This window comes from Pricia mediterranea (assembly GCF_032248455.1).
Taxonomy (GTDB): Bacteria; Bacteroidota; Bacteroidia; order Flavobacteriales; family Flavobacteriaceae; genus Pricia; species Pricia mediterranea.
The window spans coordinates 3267314-3289452 of record NZ_JAVTTP010000001.1 but is presented as its reverse complement, the minus strand read 5'-3'; the positions used below and the strand labels follow the sequence as shown (position 1 = coordinate 3289452).

Sequence of the window (22139 nt, the reverse complement as noted above, 5' to 3'; positions counted from 1 at the left end):
ATGCCAGAAGAAATAAGCGGCAAAAGAATATTCTCCTTGCTCGAGGTGACGAAGAGCATACAAAAAACGATCGGTAACCGGTACCAAAGCGCCTTTTGGGTCAAGGCCGAGATGAACAAGTTGAACCATTACCAACGCTCCGGCCACTGCTATCCCGAAATGGTGGAGAAAAAAGGAGGGAAAATCATCGCTGAAATGCGCGCCATCTTGTGGAAGAGCGATTTCCAAAGAACCAACGCCAACTTTCGGCAGGTCTTGAAAGAACCGCTAAAGGATGGCATTAAAATTTTATTTCTGGCGAGTTTACAGTTCGACCCGAAGTACGGGCTGACCTTACATATCCATGATATCGACCCCAGCTTTACCCTCGGGGACCTTCAAAAGGAAAAGCAGGATACGATCAAAAAGCTCCAGGTCGAGGGTATCTTCGCCAAAAATAAACAAATTGAACTTTCCGTTCTTCCGCAGCGTATCGCCGTGATTTCCGTGGAGACCAGTAAGGGCTATGCGGACTTTATCAATGTTTTCGAATCGGCGGCGAAGACGTGGAACTATACCTTTTTCCACCTCCTCTTCCCCTCACTGTTACAGGGCGACAAAGCGGTCAAAACGATAATCGCCCAGTTGAAAAACATTGAAAAGGTGGTTCATCATTTTGACGTCGTGGCCATTGTTCGCGGCGGCGGCGGGGATATCGGACTATCCTGTTACAACCACTACGACCTTGCCCGTGAAATCGCCGAGTTCCCCATTCCCGTGTTTACCGGGATCGGACATTCTACCAACGAAACGGTCGCGGAGCTGATAGCCCATGAAAATGCCATCACCCCCACGAAACTGGCGGAGTTCTTAATCCAAAAATTCCACGACTTCTCCGTACCCGTCCAAACGGCCGAGAGCAAGATCGGGGAACAAAGCCAAAGACTGATTCGGGACGCGAAAACCCAATTCGTATCCGAGGTAAAACTGTTGCGGTCGGTATGCCGGAATGTTCTCCATCAAAAGAAGAACGTGGTGGTGCAGGAGGCGCAATCCCTATCCCAATTTTCCCGTTTTCTGCTCGGTAATCAAAAATTCCAGTTGAATGCAGCAGCAGCGGCAACTAAAACTGGAACCTATCAATGTTGTTCGACCGGGAAACAGCAGGTTGCGCGATTCGGCACTGCATTGGAAAAAAATGTTCAAAGACGGCTTGAGCGCACCCGGGCCACCCTAGAAAACACGGAAAGGAACCTCAGTATCCTCAATCCCAAAAACGTACTCAAAAGAGGCTACAGCATCACCCGGTTAAACGGGAAATCGATCCGTGTTACACAGCAATTAAAACAAGGGGATGTGTTAGATACCACCCTGTACCAAGGCAGCGTCTCCAGTACAGTAAAAACGATAGATAAAAAATGAGCGAGAAAGAGAAACCAAATTACACCGAAGCCTTCGACGAACTGCAACAGATCGTTACCGAAATAGAGCAGGGCGAAATCTCGGTGGACGAACTTTCCCAAAAAGTAAAACGAGCTGCCCTGTTGATCGGTATCTGCAAGAACAAGCTAGCCACTACCGAGGAAGACGTCAACCAGATTTTACTGGAGCTTGAATCGGGTTCTGAAAAATCCGAAGAATAGAAAGTCTTGGGTTCAAAATCAAGGCTTGCCTCAAAAATTGACCGTACATGACCAATACCACGATTACCGTCATTTTTCTTTCCCTATATGTTATCGGTATTATCGGCGTCGGTATTTGGAACAGGAAGAGCGAAAATAACGAGGACTTCTTTCTGGCCTCACGAAAATTACCGGCCTGGTTGTTGGCCATCACCTTTATCGCCTCATGGTGGGGTGGCGGGTCGGCCATTGATCTGGTCGATCAGGCACACAGAACCGGATTGAATACCTTTTGGATCTACGGGGTGCCCGTACTGATCGCCACCGCCCTGATGTACCTCTTCGCGAAGGGAATTCGAAATGTTGCCACCATTTCTCAGCCACAGCTGATGAAACAGCGCTATAACAGCACGGTTTCGTTGTTGCTCACCCTATTTATCATCATCTTTATGGTCGTGGCCTCAGCAGTACAGGTCATTATAGTGGGACGGTTCTTCCAGGCCATTTTTGATACCAGTTACACGATAGGTGCGGTAGCGGGCACCCTTATCGTACTTATCTACTCCCTTTTCGGAGGCTTCAGGGGCGTCGTTCTCACCGATCTGCTGCAGTTCATCTTTTTTCTCTTTACCGTGCTCTTCCTGTTTTATCTCACCTACGACCTTTCAGGAGGCTGGGAGGCCGTGGAAGCCACCGCGAGGGCAAATGGAAAGGAAGGCTACACTTCTTTCTTCAACAATGTGGCCGACAATTTGGCCTACGTCATTACCTTCGGCACCTCGTGGATGATCCAAGCCAATATCTGGCAACGGATTTCCGCGGCAAAACAGGCTAGCGATGCCAAGAAGATGATGTTGTTCGCCTTTTTTGCCTTTATCCCGCTCTATTTGATGGTCACCTACACCGGTATGTTCGCTTCCACAATTTATGAGACCGTTCCCGCTAGCGGCATCGTTCCCGATATGATCGACGATATTTCAAATCCCGTCGTCAGTGCCCTTTTGTTCGTAGGTCTGTGCTCGGCCATCATGTCCACCATGGATTCCCTGATCAACACCGGTGCCCTATCCTTGACGGTCGACATCTACCAAAAATATATCAATACCGGGGCCGGTGAAAGGCAGGGTGTCTATGTGGCAAGGGGCTCGACTGTGGTCATGGGGTTGTTGGCCTTGTTCATTGCTTTGGAAATCAAGTCCGTCTTGACCATTTCCTGGATCGGATCGGACTTTTTGACCAGTGGGGCGTTCGTTCCCCTTGTTTTAGGATTTCTATGGGCCCGGGGAACCTCGAAGGCCGCAACGGTATCCATGATATTCGGACTGCTTTTTTCCTCCTATAATCTTATGGTGGCCTTGGGTACCGATTTACCGGTCGCCTGGGAAATCGCATCCACCGAACAAGCATTGATCGGCATCACAGGTTCGCTGACGCTATTTGTTGTACTCAGCTTTTTGACCACGGACGATTTTGAGAAAAACAGGGCTTTTATTCGGAAGGCCAACGTATTCCACAAGTCAATCCGTGAACCGCTAAATTCCGAATGATAAGCGTTAAGAATTCCACCAAAATAAGGGAACAATGATGGAAAGGGCACGGAATTTAGACGGATATACTTTCGGGAACATCCAAAAGCCAGGCCAATGCCCAAAATACCCTTGGACATTTCGCTATCCTTAATCCTTCTTCCTTTCGTCTTTTGGTCAGATTCAATAGGGCAGCGCCCTATTAATAGAATGTTTTTTTAATGGGATATTTTAGGTTTAGGGTGTCTCAGGTACGCTTCCAAAAATAGGGTGTCAATAGGATGAGCACCGTAAAGAGCTCCAGTCTTCCGGCGAGCATAAGAAAGCCCAACCACCACTTTCCCGCATCGGGAAGGTCGTTGAAATTGCTTAGGGGATACAGGCTTCCGAAGGCCGGTCCTACGTTGCCCAAAGAGGATGCCGCCCCCCCCAATGCCGTCACGAAGTCAATGCCCATCGTTCCCAACACCAAGGCCCCGATAAGGAAGAGCAACATGTAGAGCACAAAGAATCCTACAATATTATAAACAATGTTTGCCCTGACCGATTTTCCGTTATAACGTACGGGGAGCACCGCGTTCGGATGCAAACTGCGCCGAAATTCCAACAGTCCGTTTTTAATGATCATGATATGGCGCATTATCTTGATGCCTCCGGATGTCGATCCCGCAGACCCGCCCAAAAACATCAATCCGAAGAAAAATACGGTTAAAAAGGGAGTCCATCCCGTAAAGTCGGCAGTTACGAATCCCGTGGTGGTCAATACCGAAACGACCTGAAAAAGACTGTGCCGAAATGAACTTTCCGCAACTCCGAATACCTGGGGATGGTAGTCCGATACAGGCACATCGGCCTTAAAATAGATGACCAGGGCAGCAATTATAGAAAATAAGATGATCAACGATGTGTACATTTTGAATTCCTCGTCCCTGATGATCCGTTGTATTTTTCCCTTGAAGGCAAAATAACTAAGTACGAAGTTCGAGCCTGCCAAGAACATGAACAAAATCGTAATATATTGTATCATGGGCTCGTCGTTCCAGTAGGCCAGACTCAGGTTTTTGGTCGAAAAACCACCGGTCGACAGCGTAGCCAACGAATGGTTAATGGCATCGAAAAAGTTCATCCCCGCCAGCTTGAGCAGTACCGTTTCGGCTATGGTATATCCTAGATAGATCAACCATAATCGCTTGGCGGTATCGGTAATCCTGGGATGCAACTTATCGGGACTCGGTCCCGGGGACTCGGCCGCGAACAACTGCATGCCCCCGATACCCAATAGAGGCAAGATGGCGATAGCAAGCACAATGATTCCCATTCCACCGATCCAGTGGGTCAGGCTTCTCCAAAACAATATGCCTTCGGGCATCACCTCGATATCGTCCAAAATGGATGCGCCTGTGGTCGTATATCCGGAAATCGTCTCGAAAAAAGCATTCGTGATATTGGGAATGGTATCGGAAAACAGATAGGGCAGCATCCCCGAAACGGTAAGCGCCAACCATCCGAAAGTGACGATGATATAGCCCTCTTTCCGCTTTACCTGCTTCTCGTGCCCCCTTGTAAAGAACATGGCGGAAATACCTACGAAAATTGTTACGATGGCCGCTAACGAAATGCTCAAGGTCGCCCCGTCGTCGTAGATGCCGCTGACCAGTGCCGCCAATAGCATAAAACAGCCGTTGCAGAGCATCAGCAGCCCCATGATGTGGATTATTATTCGGGAGTTTAAACGCATGTAATCGGACGTAATTTGAATTTATCGGTTACTCAAAAGTTAGGCATTATCGTAAAGGGTGCCTAAAGAACAATGGGCAATGGGTATCGAGAAATCAGTTTTTTCACGCTATGGGGTTCGTATGCCGTTGACTAATGAATGTACCGTTTTCTCAATAGGATGTTTTTTCGATGGACAGGTTTTCTCCAGATCGACCTTCGATGGACAGACCCTCGACCGACAACGGGGACCTGCTACAAAAACAGCCGTTCGATTTTTGGGATGCCCTCGGGCAGGCAGCAGACCACCACCCTGTCACCGGGACGGATCTCAAACCCACCTAGCGCAACGATACCTTTGCCCTCACGGATAACACCGCCTATCGTGGCCGTTTTTGGAAAGTCAAGCTCCCTGATCTCGTTGCCCGTAACCTTGGAATCGGGTTTGACAACAAATTCTAGAATCTCGGCGTTCAGGTTGTTCAGGCGCATCAGGGCCACGACCTCGCCCTTGCGGATGTGCCTGAAAATATTATTGGCGGCCAATAGCTTTTTGTTGATCAAAGTGTCGATACCGATGGAATGCGAAAGTTGAAAATAATCCATGTTCTCGACCATCGCAATGGTCTTTTTGATGAATTTCGATTTGGCTACCAAACACGACATGATATTCGTCTCCGAATTGCCCGTCACCGCGATAAAGGCATCCATAGATTCAAGGCTTTCCTCCTGCAGCAGCTCCACATTGCGCCCATCACCATTGATAACCAGCGCATGGGGGAGCTCATCGGCCAGGTCGAAAGCCTTTTCCTTATTCTTTTCGATGAGTTTGACGTTGAAGTTCTTCCGACATAGATCGCGGGCCGCCTTATATCCGATCTTACTTCCACCCAGAATCATCACGTTCTTGATATCCTCCTTTTTCTTTCCGGTCAACTTATAGAGCTCATCGACCCCGCGCTTGGTGGTGATGAAATAGACCTGGTCACCATCCTTGAATACCGTGCCGCCCCTCGGAATCACCGTAAACTGGGTACCGCTGCGCTGTAACGCGATGGGCATGAACTGCAATTCGGGGAAAATATTGGCGGCCTCTTCGACCGTCTTGCCCACAAAAGGGGCGGTAGAAGGTAAGGATACCCCTACCATGATCAATTTGCCTTCTTCAAATTCATAGGTGTCGTTGAAAGCGGATTTGTTCAATAGCATCTCGATTTCCTTGGCCGCCAGTTCTTCAGGGGAAATAAGCTCATCGATGCCCAGTTCCGAAAATTTTATGGTGCCCTTGCAATCGATAAATTCCGTATTCGAGATCCGGGCGATGGTGCGACGGCAACCTAACTGTTTGGCCAGCATACAGAGGGTAATATTCGTGGTCTCGGACGAGGTGACTCCGATGACCAACTTCGATTCTGCTACCTGGGCGTCCTTCAAAACCGCTATTGAAGTAGCGTCGCCGCGCAAGACCCTGATATCCAAATGGGTGTCGGCATAGGCCAGACTCTCCTTTTTGGTGTCGATCAAGGTAATATCCTGAGATTCGTACGACAGCAGTTTCGCCAAGTGAAATCCGACTTCACCGGCGCCTGCGATTATAATTTTCATGTGATAGTAGTTACTATTTTTTAATGGTCATGCCGAGGCATTAGCTCGGCACAGGCTCTGTAACATCCAAATTGGCATTAAGCCGGTGTGACAAGGTTTTTAGTCCTGGATGTTTCATCCGTTGACAACTTTGTGTGGTATGCGAACCGTCGGCATCCTATTAAAACAAATGTTTTTGCATTCTATGTTCATCCGTTTCAAAACCTGAACCCGACCTAGAACTGTTAGACTTTAGATATGAGGACTCAAAGATTTTGAAAAAACGGTCTGTTCTGTGGAAAAATCAATAGTCTTACGTTCTAACTCCTCAAATCTTATGTCTTTTTTGACGTCTTGGCAATTATTCGGGACAAGCATATTGCGTTTTAAGCTCATTTCGGATTCGCGCTTCAAAATTACGTATTATTTCGGTGTAATATCCAAATTCCGTCATCTCAATCGCTCGGTTCAAAACTATACCATTCATACAACCTTAGCTTCAAAAACGATACCTTTGCCGTAAATAGTATTCCCTATGGGCAAAAAGGTTACCCCCTATAAAGATTCGAGACTAAGCAAAAAAGAACAGGTCACCCAGATGTTCGATACCATTTCCGAAAAATACGATGGCCTGAACCGGGTCATTTCTTTCGGAATCGATGTCAAATGGCGCAAAAAAGTGGTCGACATCCTATCGGAAAAAAGTCCGAACAGCATACTGGACATTGCTACCGGTACGGGCGATCTGGCCATAAATCTGGTCAAGACCGGGGCCGACAAAATTGTCGGGCTCGATATCTCCCCCGGGATGTTGGAGGTTGGGAAAAGGAAGGTGGCCGCCAAAAAATTACACAAGACCATCGAGATGGTAGAGGGCGACAGCGAAAAGCTGCCCTTTGCCGATAACAGCTTCGACGCCGTCACCGTCGCCTTCGGCGTTCGCAATTTCGAATCGTTGAAGAAGGGGCTGGCCGAAATCTATCGCGTTCTGGCTCCCAAGGGTACGTTCGTGGTGCTGGAAACTTCGGTGCCGACCAAATCCCCTTATAAACAAGGATACTCCTTTTACACCAAAAACATTCTCCCCATTATCGGAAAACTGTTCTCGAAAGACCGTTCGGCCTATGCCTACCTGAGCGAATCGGCATCGGTTTTTCCACACGGGGAGGCCTTCAACAATATTTTACGTGAAATCGGGTTTATAGAAGTAGGGAACAGGCCCCAAACCTTCGGGGTCGCTTCGATTTACGTTGCCACAAAAAAGTGATATGAAATACATTCTAACGGCATTGATCCTCCTGATGCTCTCTTGCAACAGCCTTTACGCCCAGTTCAATTCCGACCCGATCCTAAACATTGAGAACAAGGACAAGAAGCTGTTGAACTACGGCTACTTTCTGGGATTTAATCGCTACGGTTTCAAATTCGATTACAAGGAGGATAGAGGAAACAGGGATACCGACGTACAGGTGCTCGAATCAACGGGATTTAATGTGGGACTGATCGGCGAACTCCGCCTGAACGAATTCTTGGATCTACGTATCGAACCCGGACTCTATTACAATGCCAGAACCTTAGGGTTTCCCGGGTTTCTGAATACCGAAGAAGGGAGAAGAAACGCCTTTCGGGAGGTCAAATCCACATACATCAACTTCCCCTTATTGTTGAAGGTGAGCACAAAACGTTTTGGAAACTGGAAGCCCTTTCTCGTTGCGGGTCCTTCGGCATCCCTAAACCTCGGCAGTAACGAAAAGAGCCTCGAGGACAACAGCAGCGGCACGTTTCGACTTAAAAAGTGGACCTATAACTATGAAATCGGCTTTGGCATCGATTTCTATCTTGAATATTTTAAGTTCACCCCATCTATTCGGGGCGTGTTCGGGATCAATGATGAACTGATACGCGACAACGACCCCAACAGCCCTTGGACCGGTAATATCGATGCGATGCGTACCCGCGGACTCTTTGTCAACTTTACGTTTGAATGATTGCGTTCTGCGCGGTTCTCTCGAATAAGGGAGACGAAGGGCCATCCGCACGCCTAGATTTCAAATTTCTGCACTTACACCGTGAATCCGTTTAAAATAAAGATCATGATCAAAAAATTCTTGTCCCTGGCCATAATTATACCCCTGTTATCCTGCGCAGAGCTGCAGCAGGTCGTAGATCAAATGCCTCAAGGCCAGACATCGGGCATCGGAAATGCACAGATTGCCGAGGGACTGCGACAGGCCCTCGATAAGGGCATCGATAAACAGGTTAGTCAACTTACTCAAGAAAATGGATTTTTCCAGAACGAACTGGTGAGGATAGCCTTGCCCCCTGAACTCCAAAAAGTTGATAAAACCTTACGTGACATCGGGTTGGGGAGCTTGGCCGACGAAGGCCTTAAAGTAATGAACCGGGCGGCCGAAGATGCCGTTGGGGAGGCCACCCCCATTTTTGTCAACGCGGTAAAAGGCATTACTTTCGATGATGCCAAGAACATTCTATTGGGCAGCGACAATGCGGCCACCCTATATTTGACCAAACGAACTGAAGAAGACCTTTACGCCAAATTCAATCCGATAATTAAGCGTTCTTTTGAAAAAGTAGGAGCCGATAGGGTGTGGAGCAACCTGATTACCAAATACAACAGCATTCCGTTGACCAACAATGTGAATCCCGATCTAACGGACTACGTGACAAAAGAGGCGCTGAAAGGGGTTTACACCATGATCGCCGTTGAAGAAAAGGAAATTCGCACCAAGGTCTCATCGCGAACCACCACGCTCTTGAAAAGGGTGTTTGAACTACAGGATTAAGAGACCGACGGTTCTACCCTTGTTTCCGTAAGATGAATAGAGAGCATATTTAATCTGACAAAAAGGCCAAAGGAAACAGCAGCAAAGATTGCTGAAAACAAATCACAAACTCCAATTAAGAAAATGTGATGCAGCGCATCCGATAAATAGCAATTTTTGGATTAAAACAAGCGTAGGGTTTGATCTAAAAACGAACGCCTAAAACAATATTTTAAGGATTAATCCGTTCAATATATGAGTGAGCAAGTTATTTGAGTTAGTATTTTTTGAGTCAGTTAGTTATAAAAACCGGTGGGAGCACCGGTTTTTTTTATGCCCTAAACTCAAAGAAGCAAAGGGCAAAATCCGCTCCATTTCTTGAATTAACTTTTGAAAGCCAGACCTGTCGAAGGTTAGGTCGAGTAAACTCTTATCGGGACTTACTTTTTTTGTGAAACTTTTAAGACCTCCGATTTTGATTATTTCTTAATTTAAACAGAGTTAATTCATCAATCAAATCATCAAATGGGACGGTCTTTTACCACATTAGCCCTGCTATTGCTGTGGACGATACCAGCATACCCTTCCCCGACCATAGAGAGCGCAGAGGCCGTTTCGACTACCGCACTAAAAGGCCAAGAGACCCGCCTACTACTGGAAAAAGCCGATAACCTATATCTAGAGCGCCAATTTTCCGAAGCTATCAAAACTTACGGTCTGGTTTTAGAGAACGATAGGGCGATCAAGGCTCCCGTTCTAAAAAAAATAGCCCTGAGCCATGCGGCACTAAACCATGTACAGGAATGTGTGGCTTATTTGGAACGCGCTTTGGTCTCTGAATTCAACCCCGCTATTTTAGTAGACGGTAGGTTCGATTCCATAAGAGATACCGAGGCCTTCAATGAATTGGCGGATAAATATACGCCCACTGTCAATCTATGGTCGTTTCTGTATCTGTACGCGGCCCTTATCGGGTTTTATATCTCGATAATGCTCAATTTCAATAATAAAATCGATCCGGTTGCCAGAACCCTCATCAGCTTGTTTGTCTTTATCCATTCCGTTTTTATACTCCACATCTGTATTTCCATTACACACTATGAATACCAATTTCCGCATTCATACCTGATGTCCACCGCCTTTTCCTTCTTATACGGCCCACTGTTGTATTTTTATTTTAAAAGAATTACCCGGCAGTATCGCTTTAGGATTATCGATCTATTGCATCTGGTCCCGACGGTGCTGTTCCTCATTTACCTTATACCCATCTACGCCTTGCCCGCCTCGGAAAAACTGCAGCTTTTGGTACAGGATGCCAACGACGGCTTTTCCGTGGCCAACTTGACTGTTACGACCATAAAACTGACCTCACTGATCGTGTATGGCTATTTTATCAGGAAAATATATCTCAGGGGAAAACAAAGAAAGGGGCTGGATAAATCTTCGGAGATTTGGAAAAAAAACCTATACCGGATACATTTTCTATATATAATTTCCTACACCCTATACTGCGTTTTTATAACCAACGACCTGCCCTTATTTCATTCTCAAGTGATCTGTATGGCCCTGATGGTACTTTATGTAGGATATTCGGCGAGCGTACAGCCCAATGTTTTCAGTGGAAATTACGCCTATGCCAACCAATTCTTTCCGAAATATAAAAAATCGGGGCTCACCGATAGTCTTTCCCGGGAGTTGATGCAAAGCCTGGTTCACCTATTTAGTATGGATAAAATATATAAGGAAAACGATATTTGCCTAGAAATGGTCGCACATAGGCTGAATACCACGAGGCACAATGCCTCACAGGTAATCAACGAACATTTTGACATGAATTTTCATGAACTGGTCAACAAATATCGGATACAGGAAGCCAAATCGATTCTGGATGGCGACCGTCAAAAAAATCTCAATATTATCGATGTCGCCTACGAGGTCGGTTATAACAATAAAGTAACCTTTAACAAGGCTTTTAAAAAGGACACCAAACTTACCCCGAGCGAATATCAGAAAATTGCGATCGATCGATTATGACAGGATTTGCTCACAGGATGAGTACGGATTCGCTTTTTGGCCTAACCTCCAAAATTCAAGTAAACCTTTGTCGGAAACGGAAAAGTTTATAGGCGTTTACCAAGATACTGGGTGTCATACCCTAATTTAAACGTCCATACATCGATCAATACTGTAACGGCAGTCCCAGCACCGATACTTCTAGGAGGCATCTTCTGTTTCACTTTTTGAAGTTTATTTGAATTGGTCATCAATACTCCGGTTCGGGGCTGCCATTTACATCCGCAAAGACGGGTTATCGTTGCGTAGCCTGTTCCCCAATACACCTCCGCTCGATTCCTTTTCAATAACAACTCATGCTATGGTGATGGGTAACGCATCCTGCATTCCGGTCCATCTCTATGTTGGTCCCGAAACTGGCAACTTTTCCGCACCGTGACCCCCAACATATGATACCGGCGACGAAGGCCATCAAGATGTTAAAATTACATTTGACAAAGGCAAGATGTGACAAGCCACTCTCCGATTCCGTAAATCAGGGGTAAGTGGAAGTCGGGTGGGTAAACGTTGATAGGGCTTTCCCAATAAAAAGTTAAGCCAGTGTTTCTTTGTACAGGCTAGCTAATTCGAAAAGTACCATCCTCAAGCACGGAACCCAGTCCTACTTTTCCGTTGGCGGAAACCTGATCCATTATCGGATAATCAATTTAAAATCCACACCTATGAAAAGTAAACGCAAATGGATGTCCATACTATTTCTCATTGGGGTTTCCATGGTATTCGCTCAAGAAAAATCAATTTCGGGAACGGTAACGGATCAAGACGGACTGGCGCTCCCCGGAGTGAACATACTGGTCAAGGGCACCACTTCGGGAACACAGACCGATTTTGACGGTAACTATACCATCCAGGCCGATGAGGGGCAGACGCTGGTATTTTCGTATATCGGATTTAAAACGACGGAACAGGCCGTAGGTCCTTCGGACACCATAAATATTAAAATGGGCGAAGATACCCAGGCCTTGGAAGAGGTGGTCGTAACGGCCTTTGGCATCCAAAGAAACCCGAAACAATTGGGCTACGCCGTGAACAAGGTAGAAACCGATGAAATCGTTGAAAATTCGGAACCGGACCTGCTCCGTTCCCTCACCGGCAAGGTGCCCGGGGTTAATGTCAACCTCTCCACGGGGGTCGCAGGTGCTTCGAACCAGATCAATATTCGGGGGGCGACTTCGATAGGCAGTGCAAGCCAACCGCTGTTCATTGTCGACGGCATCGCCTACGATAACTCCCAGGCGACGACCGCCGACCTGGCGGCTTCTAGCAGTCAGTCGACCGGAGGTGGCGGGTATGAATCCGGCATCTCGACCCTGGACCCCAACAATATCGCCTCGGTCAACGTATTGAAAAGTACCGCTGCCGCTGCTTTATATGGTTCGAGGGCCACAAATGGGGTGATTGTCATCACGACCAAATCCGGTTCGCCCAAAGGCTTTTCGGGCAGCAACAAACTAAGTGTATCGTACAATTCAGGGGTCTATTTTGAAAAGATAGCGAACTTACCGGAGTATCAGAACACCTACGGCAACGGGGTGAATTTCAGCTATCAAAACGCCAATGGGTCATGGGGACCCAGATTCGATGCCTTGGAAACCATTCCGACCTGGCCCAACCTTCTGGCCGCCTTCCCCGAACTTGGGCCGACGCAACCCTACGTGGCACAGCCGGGGAATGTCGAAAGTCTCTTTCGCACCGGTTCCGTACTCGACAATTCCGTCAATTTTTCCTATGGCAACGAAGACGGGAATTATAGTGTAACCATTTCCGATCTTGATCAAAACGGCTATATTCCCTTTAATACCTTCGATCGTACCTCGATTTCCGCCGGTGGCAATTTTAGGCTGGCCAACCAGCTTACTGTCGGAGGCTCGTTCACCTATTCGGATACCAAACAAATTGGTGGTTTTTTCGGTGAAAACCAGTTTTCGGGATCGGCCTCATCGTTTGCGAGAACACTATGGCTTGGCAGAACCTGGAATATGGACCTACCCTTCGAGCATCCCGTAACGGGAGCATCCCTTACGCCCAATAACGGATGGGACCACCCCGTTTGGTCTTGGAAACACGACCAAATTATTACCGAATCGAACCGGACCGTAGCCAACGTAAATTTCAATTATACCTTCAACGACCATATTTCGGCTTCGTATCGGGTCGGATTCAACAAATATGATCTGGACAGAAAAGAGATCAGGGACCTCGGATCTAGGGCGAACAACGGACTAGGCGCTGTAACTACCGATAATTTGACGAACGACGCCTTGGAATCGACCCTATTATTAAATTTTGATTACGACCTGACCAATGACCTGGGCCTCGCCCTAATCGTCGGCAACAACGTTCTGCAAAACACCCAACAACGGAACGCGATCATTGCGAACACGTTTATCTCCCCCGGTATATTTACGGTCGAGAACAATTTGAACGTCGCCTTGGTACAACCAACGCCCACCAACGGTATCGGCTATACCCGAAACCGTAACGTAGGCGTTTTTGGTGACCTTGGCCTTTCTTTTAAGGAATATCTCTTTTTAAACCTGACGGGCAGAAACGATTGGAGCTCTACCTTGCCCAAGGACAATAACTCCTATTTCTATCCCTCGGCGAGTATCTCCTTTATTCCGACCGATGCCTTCAATATCGATAGCAAGGTTTTGGGCTTCGCGAAAATAAGGGCGGGCTACGCATCGGTGGGCCGGGATGCCCCCGCCGAATTTCTGAACCGGACGTTTGCGGTAGGAAACGCCTTTAACGGAAATCCCGTCATTGGAAACCGGAGCGCGCTGGGCGACCAAAATATTACCCCGGAGTTTACCGATGAAATCGAAATCGGGGCCGATCTGGAATTTTTTGACCGACGGGCCGTACTTGATATCAGCTGGTACAAGAAAACGACCACCGACCTGATTTCTCCGGTTAGTGTACCCAGTACTAGTGGGTTTTTAACCTTGAACACCAATATTGGCGAAATTCAGAATACCGGGATCGAAATCGGACTCAACCTTGTTCCGATCCAACTTCAGGATTTTAAATGGAACAGCTATGCCACCTTCACGAAGAACGAGAACGAAGTGACCGAATTGGTAGAGGGCCTCGAGCGCATCCAATTCAACGCCAATGAAGTTTCCCATGCCATTGTCGGCGAGCCCTTCGGTGTTTTTTACGGCACCCGATTCGCACGTGATGCGGAGGGCAACTATCTCATAAACCAAGCTGGGGGAGGTATCGTGCAAGATTTGGAAAATGGCGTTATCGGTGACCCCAACCCCGATTTTAAGATAGGTTTTATCAATACGTTTACCTACAAGACCCTAAGCCTACGCGCACAATTCGATTGGCGGGAAGGAGGCGACATACATTCGTCGAGCTTGGATGCGCTTTTGGGAAGGGGCGTTACCAAGGACACCGAAGCTAGGGAACGCGCTTTTATTATCCCCGGATTCTACGGCGACAATGCCGGAAACCCAATATTGGACGTCAATGGCAACCAAATTCCGAACACGACCCAAATCGATATGAACGAGCTTTATTTTTCGCCTGCGGGGGGCAATACCTTCGGAATCAACACAGTCGACGAAGCCTCGGTCTATGACGGCACCGTATACCGTCTCAGGGAAGTAAGCCTGACCTACGACTTTCCTTCAAAGTGGTTGGAACCGACACCTTTCGGGAAGATCAGTTTCAGCATCATGGGCAACAACCTGTGGTACCACGCGCCCAACTTTCCCCAGTACACCAACTTTGATCCCGAGGTTACCAGTTTTGGCAATACGCGCCTACAAGGTGTAGAAATATCCGCCGCCCCTACATCAAAGCGGTACGGGTTCAAACTCAATCTAACTTTTTAACAAAAAGGCAATGAAGAATAAAAACATAGGACATAGCAAAATCCCTAGGTATGCCCTCACGTTACTCCTGACAGCTTTTGCGGTCTTAGGATGTGAAAAATACCTGGATGTGGATGAGGACACCGATGCCCCGATCACCGCGCCACTTAACCAGCTTCTCCCGAACATTCAGTTAGGCGTGGGGCAGATGGCGGATTTTAGATTGTGGTCGGGAGATATCCTACAAGTATATACCCACCAATTCACGGCTAGGGAAGAACAGGACCAATACGGAACTAAGGCAGACAACATCAACATGAACAATGATTGGAACGGCATATATCTTACCCTTACCGATATCGAGACCCTAATTTCACAGGCCACCGAAAGCGGTGATAGGGTCTACATCGGAATTGCCCAGCTGCTCAAGGCCTATATGATGTCCACAGCGGTAGACCTCTGGGGCGACGTGCCCTTTAGCGAGGCCACCGAACTGGAAGAAGGCGTGGTGAGTCCGACTTTCGACGACCAGCAGTCCATTTACGAAATCGTTTTCGATCTGATCGATGAAGGCAAGATCAATGTGGCCAGCGGGGCGGGAACCTCGTTACCGGGTTCCGATGATCTTTTTTATGGTGGCGCAGCAGACCAATGGGTAAGGTTCGCCAATACCTTAAAGCTAAAATTGTACAATCAGATACGCCTATCGCCATTGTTCGACCAGGCCGCACTCGATGCCCTGATTACGGAGGATAATTTCTTCTCCTCGAATGCCGATGATTTCCAGTTCGCCCATACCGCGAACCAATCCCCGACGGACGAGCGCAACGAGCTTTTTATCGATGCCTACGGCGGAGCGCAGGTAACCAAATACATAAGCCCATGGTTCTACGAAATTTTGATGGGGGTAAACCCGAATATCCACACGGGTATTCAAGACCCCAGAATTCCATACTATTGGGCGAACCAGCTGGTTCCGGGTCAATTCCCCAGAGACCAAGGAGATACCGCGACAGGAGATCCGAATGCGGATTATTGGGATGCCTCCACCGGGTTTTTCAGCATCCGATTCGGAAGCGTTGGGCCAGATCGGGACCACGCCGTTCAATCCGATGCCACCTTTCCGGGGATTTTTCCCTGTGGCGGACGTTATGACGATGGACAGGGCTTTGTCAGAACCATCGCAAGCGGTACCGGGGTAGCTCCGAAACGCATCCTTACCTACGATGAATTTCTCTACATACAGGCCGAGCTGATGCAAGCGGGATTTGTAAATGGCAATGCTGCGGAAAAATTAAGGAACGCCATGACGGCAAGTTTTGCCAAAGTAGATCAAGTGGTCGCGGGAACCGGAACTACCCAGACCGTACCGATTTTGAGCGGTTCTGACGAGGTAATCGCATTCATGGACAGTATCGATGCCGAATTTGCAGCTGCCGACGAAGAAAAAAAGTTAGAAATTATAATGACCCAAAAATGGGTGGCGACCTTTGCAGATCCCATGGACCAGTACACGGATTACAGAAGAACAGGGTACCCCGTCTTGGCCGATCCGACCGGATCGCAGAGTCCTGAATACCAGCTGGACAACGGCGATGGCTGGCCCCTTAACGATAACCTGACCGTATTGAACAATCCTTTTCAGCTATCGTTTTTTTGGCCCCAAACCGAGCTGAACCTGAATCAGAACGCCCCGGCCCAAAAAGACCCGGCAACCTATAAAATCTTTTGGGACGACTAATCCAAATCGGTTCAACAACCCTAAATAAGTAATGATGGAAAAGATAAGATTTATTCTAATTGCGGTAACGGCCCTGACACTGTTCGTCTCCTGTGAAGATGACGGTGGATCATCAAAAATTTCCCTGATAGAAGGGGCGGTACCGAACATGGTGAAATCCGCCTCAGAAGAAACGATCATCGATTTGATAAAACTCAATGATAATGAACCCGTAACCTTAACATTTAGCGCGGAGATCGCTCAAGGTAATCCCGAATCGGCGGATATCGTAGGAATCTATACGACGGTTGATGGCGATGTCTACAATACCTTACTGTTGAGTAACGTTAGTTTGCCACAAGAATTTTCGTTGACAGTCGATGAAGTTATCGCCGCCTTCAACGAACTGAACAGCATCGCCGATGTAAAACTTGGTGACGTTTTGGGCGTGACCACGAGGTTTACCCTTGACGATGGAACAGTACTTGATATCGTGAGCACCGATGGGGTAACCGGGGGCACTGGAACGAATCTCGCCACTACCGTCTTGTTTACGACCGTCATCACCTATCCGGTTTCCTGCCCGACAAGTTTGGAAGGCGATTACACCGGCACCGTGATAGCGACCAATCAAACGGCCGGCACCTTCATCAGTCCACAACAGATTACGATTATACAGCCCTCGGCAGGCACCTATGTACTCTCTGACGGTACCGCCGGACTATTTGGGGCGGCCACCCCAGTGGGACTCCAGTTTACCGATGTTTGCGGTACGTTGACCGTTGCGAGCCCCTCTACCAACTTTCCCGGGCAAGTCGATTATGTACCAGGTTCCGCCAGCCTAAATGCCGATACGGGCGTAATCACCTTAAATCTCGGGTTTACGGCAACTTCTTGCTGCGGCCTGCCCGGCATCGAATATACTTTAGAACTGGTCCCGAATTAAAAAACAATGTTGAAACACACATCAAAATTTTCAGATTTTATAATATAATGCGCATTGTGATTGCCGAACGCTGTTAAAACAATAAACCGTATGTAGATCAATATCGGAAACCATATCCAACTTAATGTAAAAGCAGCCCTGAAGTTTAACCTCTAAAAAACGAACATTGGTCTCATTTTAGGGAGTTATTTGAATTAGCTATCAATATGTTCAGGGCTGCACTTTACAGCTGTTTCCATGCGAATTTGAAGTACGCACCAATTATTTTTGAGCTCAGTTCTGAATATTTGACATCTCGATGTTAATTAATCATTAATACATCGAATTTTTAAGAAATTATAACGAATATGAACATCCAAAGTCATTGATAGGCCGTATATTAGGACATTAAATGAATATGACCATGGACAATCAGAACTGTAGAGTAGGAAGTGTCACCCCATTGACCGCAAAAGGAAATATAATCACGCTTTTGGAATACCAGTATCAGAATTTTATAGAAAAAGCAAGCAACTTGGAATATACCGATGCCAAATTGGTGGAGTTTTTCGAGCAGAAGGCCCATAAAATTCAAAGGACATTGGAGAATTTGATGAAGTAGGATCCTTCTGAGGTTCCGCGTGTGCCGTAAGAGCAATTTTTCAACGCACCTTATTCAGTTCGATCGCCATCCGATTTTGTAGTTCCGCCGCTTTCAAAGCCGCGGCTTCGGCAAAATCCTTTTCTGTGGATGCATACAAGATTCCCCTTGATGAATTGATAAGCAGTCCTACATCTTTGTTCATCCCATATCGGCATACTGCTTCCAGACTGCCCCCCTGGGCACCGACGCCCGGCACCAATAAAAAACTTTCAGGAACGATTTTCCGGATGTCCTTAAGATACTCCGCCTTGGTCGCCCCCACTACATACATGAGATTCTCCGCATTTTTATAGGTCTTGGAAGTTTCCAAAACCTGCTTGTACAGCGCTCGACCCTCCACCAATTTTGTCTGATAGTCAAAAGCCCCCTCATTCGAGGTCAAGGCCAATAAAATTGTCTGCTTATCACTAAAGGCAAGAAAAGGTTCTACGGAATCTTTCCCCATATAGGGCGCCACGGTTATCGCATCGAATTGCAGCTCTTCAAAAAATGCCCTGGCATAGCGGCCGGAAGTATTGCCGATATCCCCCCGCTTCGCGTCGGCTATGGTAAATAAATCGGGATGGTTTTTATTGAGATACGCGATGGTCTTTTCCAAAGCCTTCCATCCGGCAATGCCATAGGCCTCATAGAAGGCGATATTGGGCTTATAGGCCACGCAAAGATGATGGGTCGCATCGATAATGGACTTGTTAAAAGCGAAAATCGGGTCATCTTCGGCAAGTAGATGCGAAGGTATTTTTTCCAGGTCCGTATCCAGACCGATGCAAAGAAAAGATTCCTTCTTGCGGATTTGCGTTACAAGGCTTGTCAGCTTCAAGTTAAAGTTTTGGTTTTTAGTTCGACAAAGGCTTAGTTTTCGATTCGTACCCCACACACAGTACTCAATACTTAATACTCAGTATTTAATACTTAATACTTCCAAACCAACCTCAAAACACCTCGGACGCTTCCCTTAGTTTCTCCGTGTTCTCCACCAGGCTCAATTCGTCGATAATCTTTTGGATATCGCCATCGATGATATTCGGCAGATCGTAGAGCGTCAGTCCGATGCGGTGATCGGTCACCCGGCCCTGTGGGTAATTATAGGTGCGGATTTTTGCGGACCGGTCGCCGCTACTGACCTGGGAATTCCGTTTGGCGGCATCCTCTTCCTGTTTTTTGGCCAGCTCCATATCGTACAATCGAGATCGCAACACCCTGAACGCCTTTTCCTTGTTCTTATGTTGTGATTTCTGGTCCTGGCATTGGGCCACCAAGCCGGTAGGCTCGTGCGTCAGCCGTACGGCGGAATAGGTGGTGTTCACCGACTGCCCTCCCGGTCCCGATGAACAGAAATAATCGATACGAACGTCCTTGGGGTCGATTTGCACGTCGAAGTCCTCCGCCTCCGGAAGTACCATCACCGTGGCGGCACTGGTGTGCACCCGCCCTTGGGTCTCGGTCTGCGGCACGCGTTGAACACGGTGTACGCCAGCCTCGAACTTCAAGGTGCCGTAAACGTCCTTACCGCTCACCTCGAACTGAATTTCCTTATATCCGCCGCTCGTGCCTTCGCTCAGGTCGATTACATTGGTCTTCCATCCCCTGTTTTCGCAATATTTGGTGTACATCCGATATAGGTCACCGGCGAAGATACTGGCTTCGTCCCCGCCCGTTCCAGCGCGGATCTCGACAACGACATCCTTCGCATCCTCGGGATCTTTGGGAATCAACATCACTTTGATTTCCTCCTCCAGTTTTGGAAGCTCGGCCTTGGCCTCCTCTAGCTGCATTTTGGCCATTTCAAGCATCTCGGCATCGCTGCCGTCGGCAATAATTTCTTCGGCCTCCTTAATATTATCGGTCAGTTCGATGTACTGGTCGCGCTTTTCCACAAGATCCTTGAGATCGGAATACTCCTTGGTCAGCTCGACGTAGCGCTTTTGGTCCGAAATGATATCCGGTTGGATGATCAGGTCCGAAACCTCATCGAAACGCTGCTTTACAATGTTCAGTTTGTCTATCATGTGCTATACTCACGGTGTTCGCGAATTTACGATAAAATTGTGCATTTATAGGTACATCCAAGATTTGATACCTTCGCTATCGCATTTTGTTGGGAGGGATGTTTCATCCGAATTTTGTCTTCTAACTTCCCACAAAGGTAGTCCCTAGTGTAAGGATAAAGGCATCAAGGCCATCGCTGCGGCTATAGTTGCTGATGCGTAAATCCACCGCCTTCAATCCGAAAACGGAAATTTTGGTCTTGGTCAGGATGTCCTTATATCGGATGCCCAAACCGTACTGATGGGCATTAAATTTGGAAAGGTCGTAGTCGGAAGTGTACCACTTGTAACTGGATTGGGCCACATCCTTTTTATAAAAATAATCTGCGGCGGATTGGGTATGGAAGCGATAGTTGGGGTAGAGCGTAAAAGCGTCACTTAATTTTACGGGCACTTCCAGGTTGGCCGTATGGGCGGCAACGCCCCAGTCGTCGCGATAGAAGCGGTAGTAGCTTCGCAGCACAAAAACGTCGTTCAGGTAATAGTTCACCCTTCCGCCAACGGGCAGTTTGAACCGGCGCTCGGGCAGGCGTTCCACATCGTCCGCCAATTGAAAGCCCTCGACAAAGAAATTCTCGGTATCCTCAAAATACACCCGTTGAAAAGGAGTGCTTAGCAAGCCTTCCTGCAGCACGGCATCGATAAAAACGGAACCTTGCACTTTTGCGCCCAAAATCTGGGACAGTCCGAGGGACAGGGCGTAGCTGTTCCGCCTTGTATCTTTGAATCCCTTGAAATCAGGCGTATAAGTGCCGTTTCCCCTTATTCTGGAATCGAAAAATCCATCCCTTAATTCTATGGGATATTGGGGATTACATTGGTCGAAGTACACGGTACCGCTAAAGGATATTTCCGTGTTTTGTTCGTTGAATTTATGGGAATAGCCCCCGCCCGATCCGATCGAAAAATAATCGTATTCAGAGGAGATAGATCCCTTTGCCGTAATCACTGAATTCCGGTCGTCGGAACTATGGGTGTAGGTGGGCCTAAAATGTACAAGCTCATCTTTTCGGGAAGCCCCGGAGGAAGCGCTGAACGGACTGGCCCTGCGGTCCGCATCCCCGTCAAAGGGATTAACATTGCTAGAGGAGGCCGAGGTATAGGCCGAAATACCTACCTCGGCGGTCAAAACATCATCGGCATTCAAAGGTATGCTGACGATTAGGGCCGAAGAGGCATCGGTCAATTTCTGGGATCCCACACCCCCGGTCACTGCGGCATGCTGTCCCTCTTGTCCGTAGTAGCTGAAAAACAGTTCGATTTCGGCTGCTTCCAGCACCCGTTTTTTATACGAGGTATCTACTTGGGAAAAAACCAGAGTCGCTGAAAGAAGGGAAACAAAAGCAAGGAAAAATCTCACTATGGTCAGTTTTTGGTCATAAGAAATCAATTGCACCCGCAACCGCCCCCTCCCGTTCCACCGTTCGCTCCCGCGGCGGCCTCGCGGTACACTTGAAAATTGACTTCGAACCGTTCCGCCTCCTTGGCCGAAAGCCGCATTTCATCGTCGTTGAGATAAGCCTTCTCATAGGGTTTAACCGCTACGCAAGAGGTGAAGAGCACACCAAAAATCAAAAGGAACCCCGTCTTTTTCATCCTATGATCTAATAATTTACAACTAATGGATTATCGATCCTCCCGCTTTTTTCAAACCTATAAGACAATAAACTCA

At 47.6% G+C, this 22139-nt stretch carries 17 protein-coding genes; 11 read left to right on the top strand and 6 right to left on the bottom strand.

What is annotated here, in order from left to right; genetic code table 11:
* From xseA to RQM65_RS13490, 3 genes are read left to right on the top strand one after another with little or no spacing between them, the layout of a single operon-like run.
* A complete protein-coding gene (xseA, locus tag RQM65_RS13500; protein ID WP_314015788.1) occupies positions 1–1401 on the top strand; it encodes an exodeoxyribonuclease VII large subunit in 1401 nt (466 codons plus the stop codon).
* Complete coding sequence (gene xseB / locus RQM65_RS13495; RefSeq protein WP_314015786.1) at positions 1398–1622, top strand: exodeoxyribonuclease VII small subunit; 225 nt, start codon at positions 1398–1400, stop codon at positions 1620–1622. The genes xseA and xseB overlap by 4 nt, the downstream gene beginning before the upstream one ends.
* A 47-nt stretch (positions 1623–1669) precedes the next feature.
* Positions 1670–3148, top strand: a complete 1479-nt coding sequence (locus tag RQM65_RS13490) for a sodium:solute symporter family protein (RefSeq protein WP_314015785.1) — start codon at positions 1670–1672, stop codon at positions 3146–3148.
* A gap of 226 nt (positions 3149–3374) precedes the next feature.
* On the opposite strand, the gene RQM65_RS13485 is transcribed toward RQM65_RS13490, so the two are convergent.
* Both RQM65_RS13485 and trkA read right to left on the bottom strand, forming a co-directional pair.
* Positions 3375–4865, bottom strand: a complete 1491-nt coding sequence (locus RQM65_RS13485) for a TrkH family potassium uptake protein (protein WP_314015784.1) — start codon at positions 4863–4865, stop codon at positions 3375–3377.
* Between the two features lie 233 nt (positions 4866–5098).
* Entirely contained in the window at positions 5099–6448 is a 1350-nt protein-coding gene (gene trkA, locus RQM65_RS13480; RefSeq protein ID WP_314015782.1) for a Trk system potassium transporter TrkA, read from the bottom strand.
* Between the two features lie 514 nt (positions 6449–6962).
* Between trkA and ubiE the strand changes: the two genes are divergently transcribed.
* From ubiE to RQM65_RS13440, 8 genes are all read left to right on the top strand, one after another.
* Entirely contained in the window at positions 6963–7694 is a 732-nt protein-coding gene (gene ubiE / locus RQM65_RS13475; RefSeq protein WP_314015780.1) for a bifunctional demethylmenaquinone methyltransferase/2-methoxy-6-polyprenyl-1,4-benzoquinol methylase UbiE, read from the top strand.
* A 1-nt stretch (position 7695) separates the two neighbouring features.
* On the top strand, positions 7696–8415 hold the full coding sequence (porT, locus tag RQM65_RS13470) for a type IX secretion/gliding motility protein PorT/SprT (protein ID WP_314015778.1): 720 nt from the start codon (positions 7696–7698) through the stop codon (positions 8413–8415).
* 105 nt (positions 8416–8520) lie between these two features.
* Positions 8521–9231 carry a DUF4197 domain-containing protein gene (locus RQM65_RS13465; RefSeq protein WP_314015776.1) on the top strand — a complete coding sequence of 237 codons (711 nt, stop codon included), beginning with the start codon at positions 8521–8523 and terminating at the stop codon, positions 9229–9231.
* A 504-nt stretch (positions 9232–9735) separates the two neighbouring features.
* Positions 9736–11244 carry a helix-turn-helix domain-containing protein gene (locus RQM65_RS13460; RefSeq protein WP_314015774.1) on the top strand — a complete coding sequence of 503 codons (1509 nt, stop codon included), beginning with the start codon at positions 9736–9738 and terminating at the stop codon, positions 11242–11244.
* Between the two features lie 701 nt (positions 11245–11945).
* Positions 11946–15131, top strand: coding sequence for a SusC/RagA family TonB-linked outer membrane protein (locus RQM65_RS13455; protein WP_314015772.1), 3186 nt, complete (start codon positions 11946–11948; stop codon positions 15129–15131).
* Positions 15132–15141: 10 nt separating this feature from the next.
* Positions 15142–16851, top strand: a complete 1710-nt coding sequence (locus RQM65_RS13450) for a SusD/RagB family nutrient-binding outer membrane lipoprotein (protein WP_314015770.1) — start codon at positions 15142–15144, stop codon at positions 16849–16851.
* A 34-nt stretch (positions 16852–16885) separates the two neighbouring features.
* Complete coding sequence (locus tag RQM65_RS13445; RefSeq protein ID WP_314015768.1) at positions 16886–17776, top strand: hypothetical protein; 891 nt, start codon at positions 16886–16888, stop codon at positions 17774–17776.
* Between the two features lie 403 nt (positions 17777–18179).
* Positions 18180–18377 carry a hypothetical protein gene (locus tag RQM65_RS13440; RefSeq protein ID WP_314015766.1) on the top strand — a complete coding sequence of 66 codons (198 nt, stop codon included), beginning with the start codon at positions 18180–18182 and terminating at the stop codon, positions 18375–18377.
* 40 nt (positions 18378–18417) lie between these two features.
* Here the strand turns inward: RQM65_RS13440 and pyrF are convergent, their stop codons facing one another.
* The 4 genes from pyrF to RQM65_RS13420 form a co-directional block, all read right to left on the bottom strand.
* Positions 18418–19239: an orotidine-5'-phosphate decarboxylase gene (gene pyrF, locus RQM65_RS13435; protein ID WP_314015764.1), complete on the bottom strand. Its 822-nt coding sequence runs from the start codon at positions 19237–19239 to the stop codon at positions 18418–18420.
* A gap of 112 nt (positions 19240–19351) precedes the next feature.
* Positions 19352–20428: a peptide chain release factor 1 gene (prfA, locus tag RQM65_RS13430; protein ID WP_314015762.1), complete on the bottom strand. Its 1077-nt coding sequence runs from the start codon at positions 20426–20428 to the stop codon at positions 19352–19354.
* A gap of 121 nt (positions 20429–20549) precedes the next feature.
* Positions 20550–21827 carry a DUF3570 domain-containing protein gene (locus tag RQM65_RS13425; RefSeq protein WP_314015761.1) on the bottom strand — a complete coding sequence of 426 codons (1278 nt, stop codon included), beginning with the start codon at positions 21825–21827 and terminating at the stop codon, positions 20550–20552.
* Between the two features lie 26 nt (positions 21828–21853).
* On the bottom strand, positions 21854–22063 hold the full coding sequence (locus tag RQM65_RS13420; RefSeq protein WP_314015759.1) for a DUF4266 domain-containing protein: 210 nt from the start codon (positions 22061–22063) through the stop codon (positions 21854–21856).
* Between the last annotated feature and the right edge of the window lie 76 nt (positions 22064–22139).

Bases quoted from the DNA above. Each gene is read 5' to 3' on its own strand.
- xseA (WP_314015788.1), top strand. From the start codon at position 1: ATGCCAGAAGAAATAAGCGGCAAAAGAATATTCTCCTTGCTCGAGGTG.
- xseB (WP_314015786.1), top strand. From the start codon at position 1,398: ATGAGCGAGAAAGAGAAACCAAATTACACCGAAGCCTTCGACGAACTG.
- RQM65_RS13490 (WP_314015785.1), top strand. From the start codon at position 1,670: ATGACCAATACCACGATTACCGTCATTTTTCTTTCCCTATATGTTATC.
- RQM65_RS13485 (WP_314015784.1), bottom strand. From the start codon at position 4,865: ATGCGTTTAAACTCCCGAATAATAATCCACATCATGGGGCTGCTGATG.
- trkA (WP_314015782.1), bottom strand. From the start codon at position 6,448: ATGAAAATTATAATCGCAGGCGCCGGTGAAGTCGGATTTCACTTGGCG.
- ubiE (WP_314015780.1), top strand. From the start codon at position 6,963: ATGGGCAAAAAGGTTACCCCCTATAAAGATTCGAGACTAAGCAAAAAA.
- porT (WP_314015778.1), top strand. From the start codon at position 7,696: ATGAAATACATTCTAACGGCATTGATCCTCCTGATGCTCTCTTGCAAC.
- RQM65_RS13465 (WP_314015776.1), top strand. From the start codon at position 8,521: ATGATCAAAAAATTCTTGTCCCTGGCCATAATTATACCCCTGTTATCC.
- RQM65_RS13460 (WP_314015774.1), top strand. From the start codon at position 9,736: ATGGGACGGTCTTTTACCACATTAGCCCTGCTATTGCTGTGGACGATA.
- RQM65_RS13455 (WP_314015772.1), top strand. From the start codon at position 11,946: ATGAAAAGTAAACGCAAATGGATGTCCATACTATTTCTCATTGGGGTT.
- RQM65_RS13450 (WP_314015770.1), top strand. From the start codon at position 15,142: ATGAAGAATAAAAACATAGGACATAGCAAAATCCCTAGGTATGCCCTC.
- RQM65_RS13445 (WP_314015768.1), top strand. From the start codon at position 16,886: ATGGAAAAGATAAGATTTATTCTAATTGCGGTAACGGCCCTGACACTG.
- RQM65_RS13440 (WP_314015766.1), top strand. From the start codon at position 18,180: ATGGACAATCAGAACTGTAGAGTAGGAAGTGTCACCCCATTGACCGCA.
- prfA (WP_314015762.1), bottom strand. From the start codon at position 20,428: ATGATAGACAAACTGAACATTGTAAAGCAGCGTTTCGATGAGGTTTCG.
- RQM65_RS13420 (WP_314015759.1), bottom strand. From the start codon at position 22,063: ATGAAAAAGACGGGGTTCCTTTTGATTTTTGGTGTGCTCTTCACCTCT.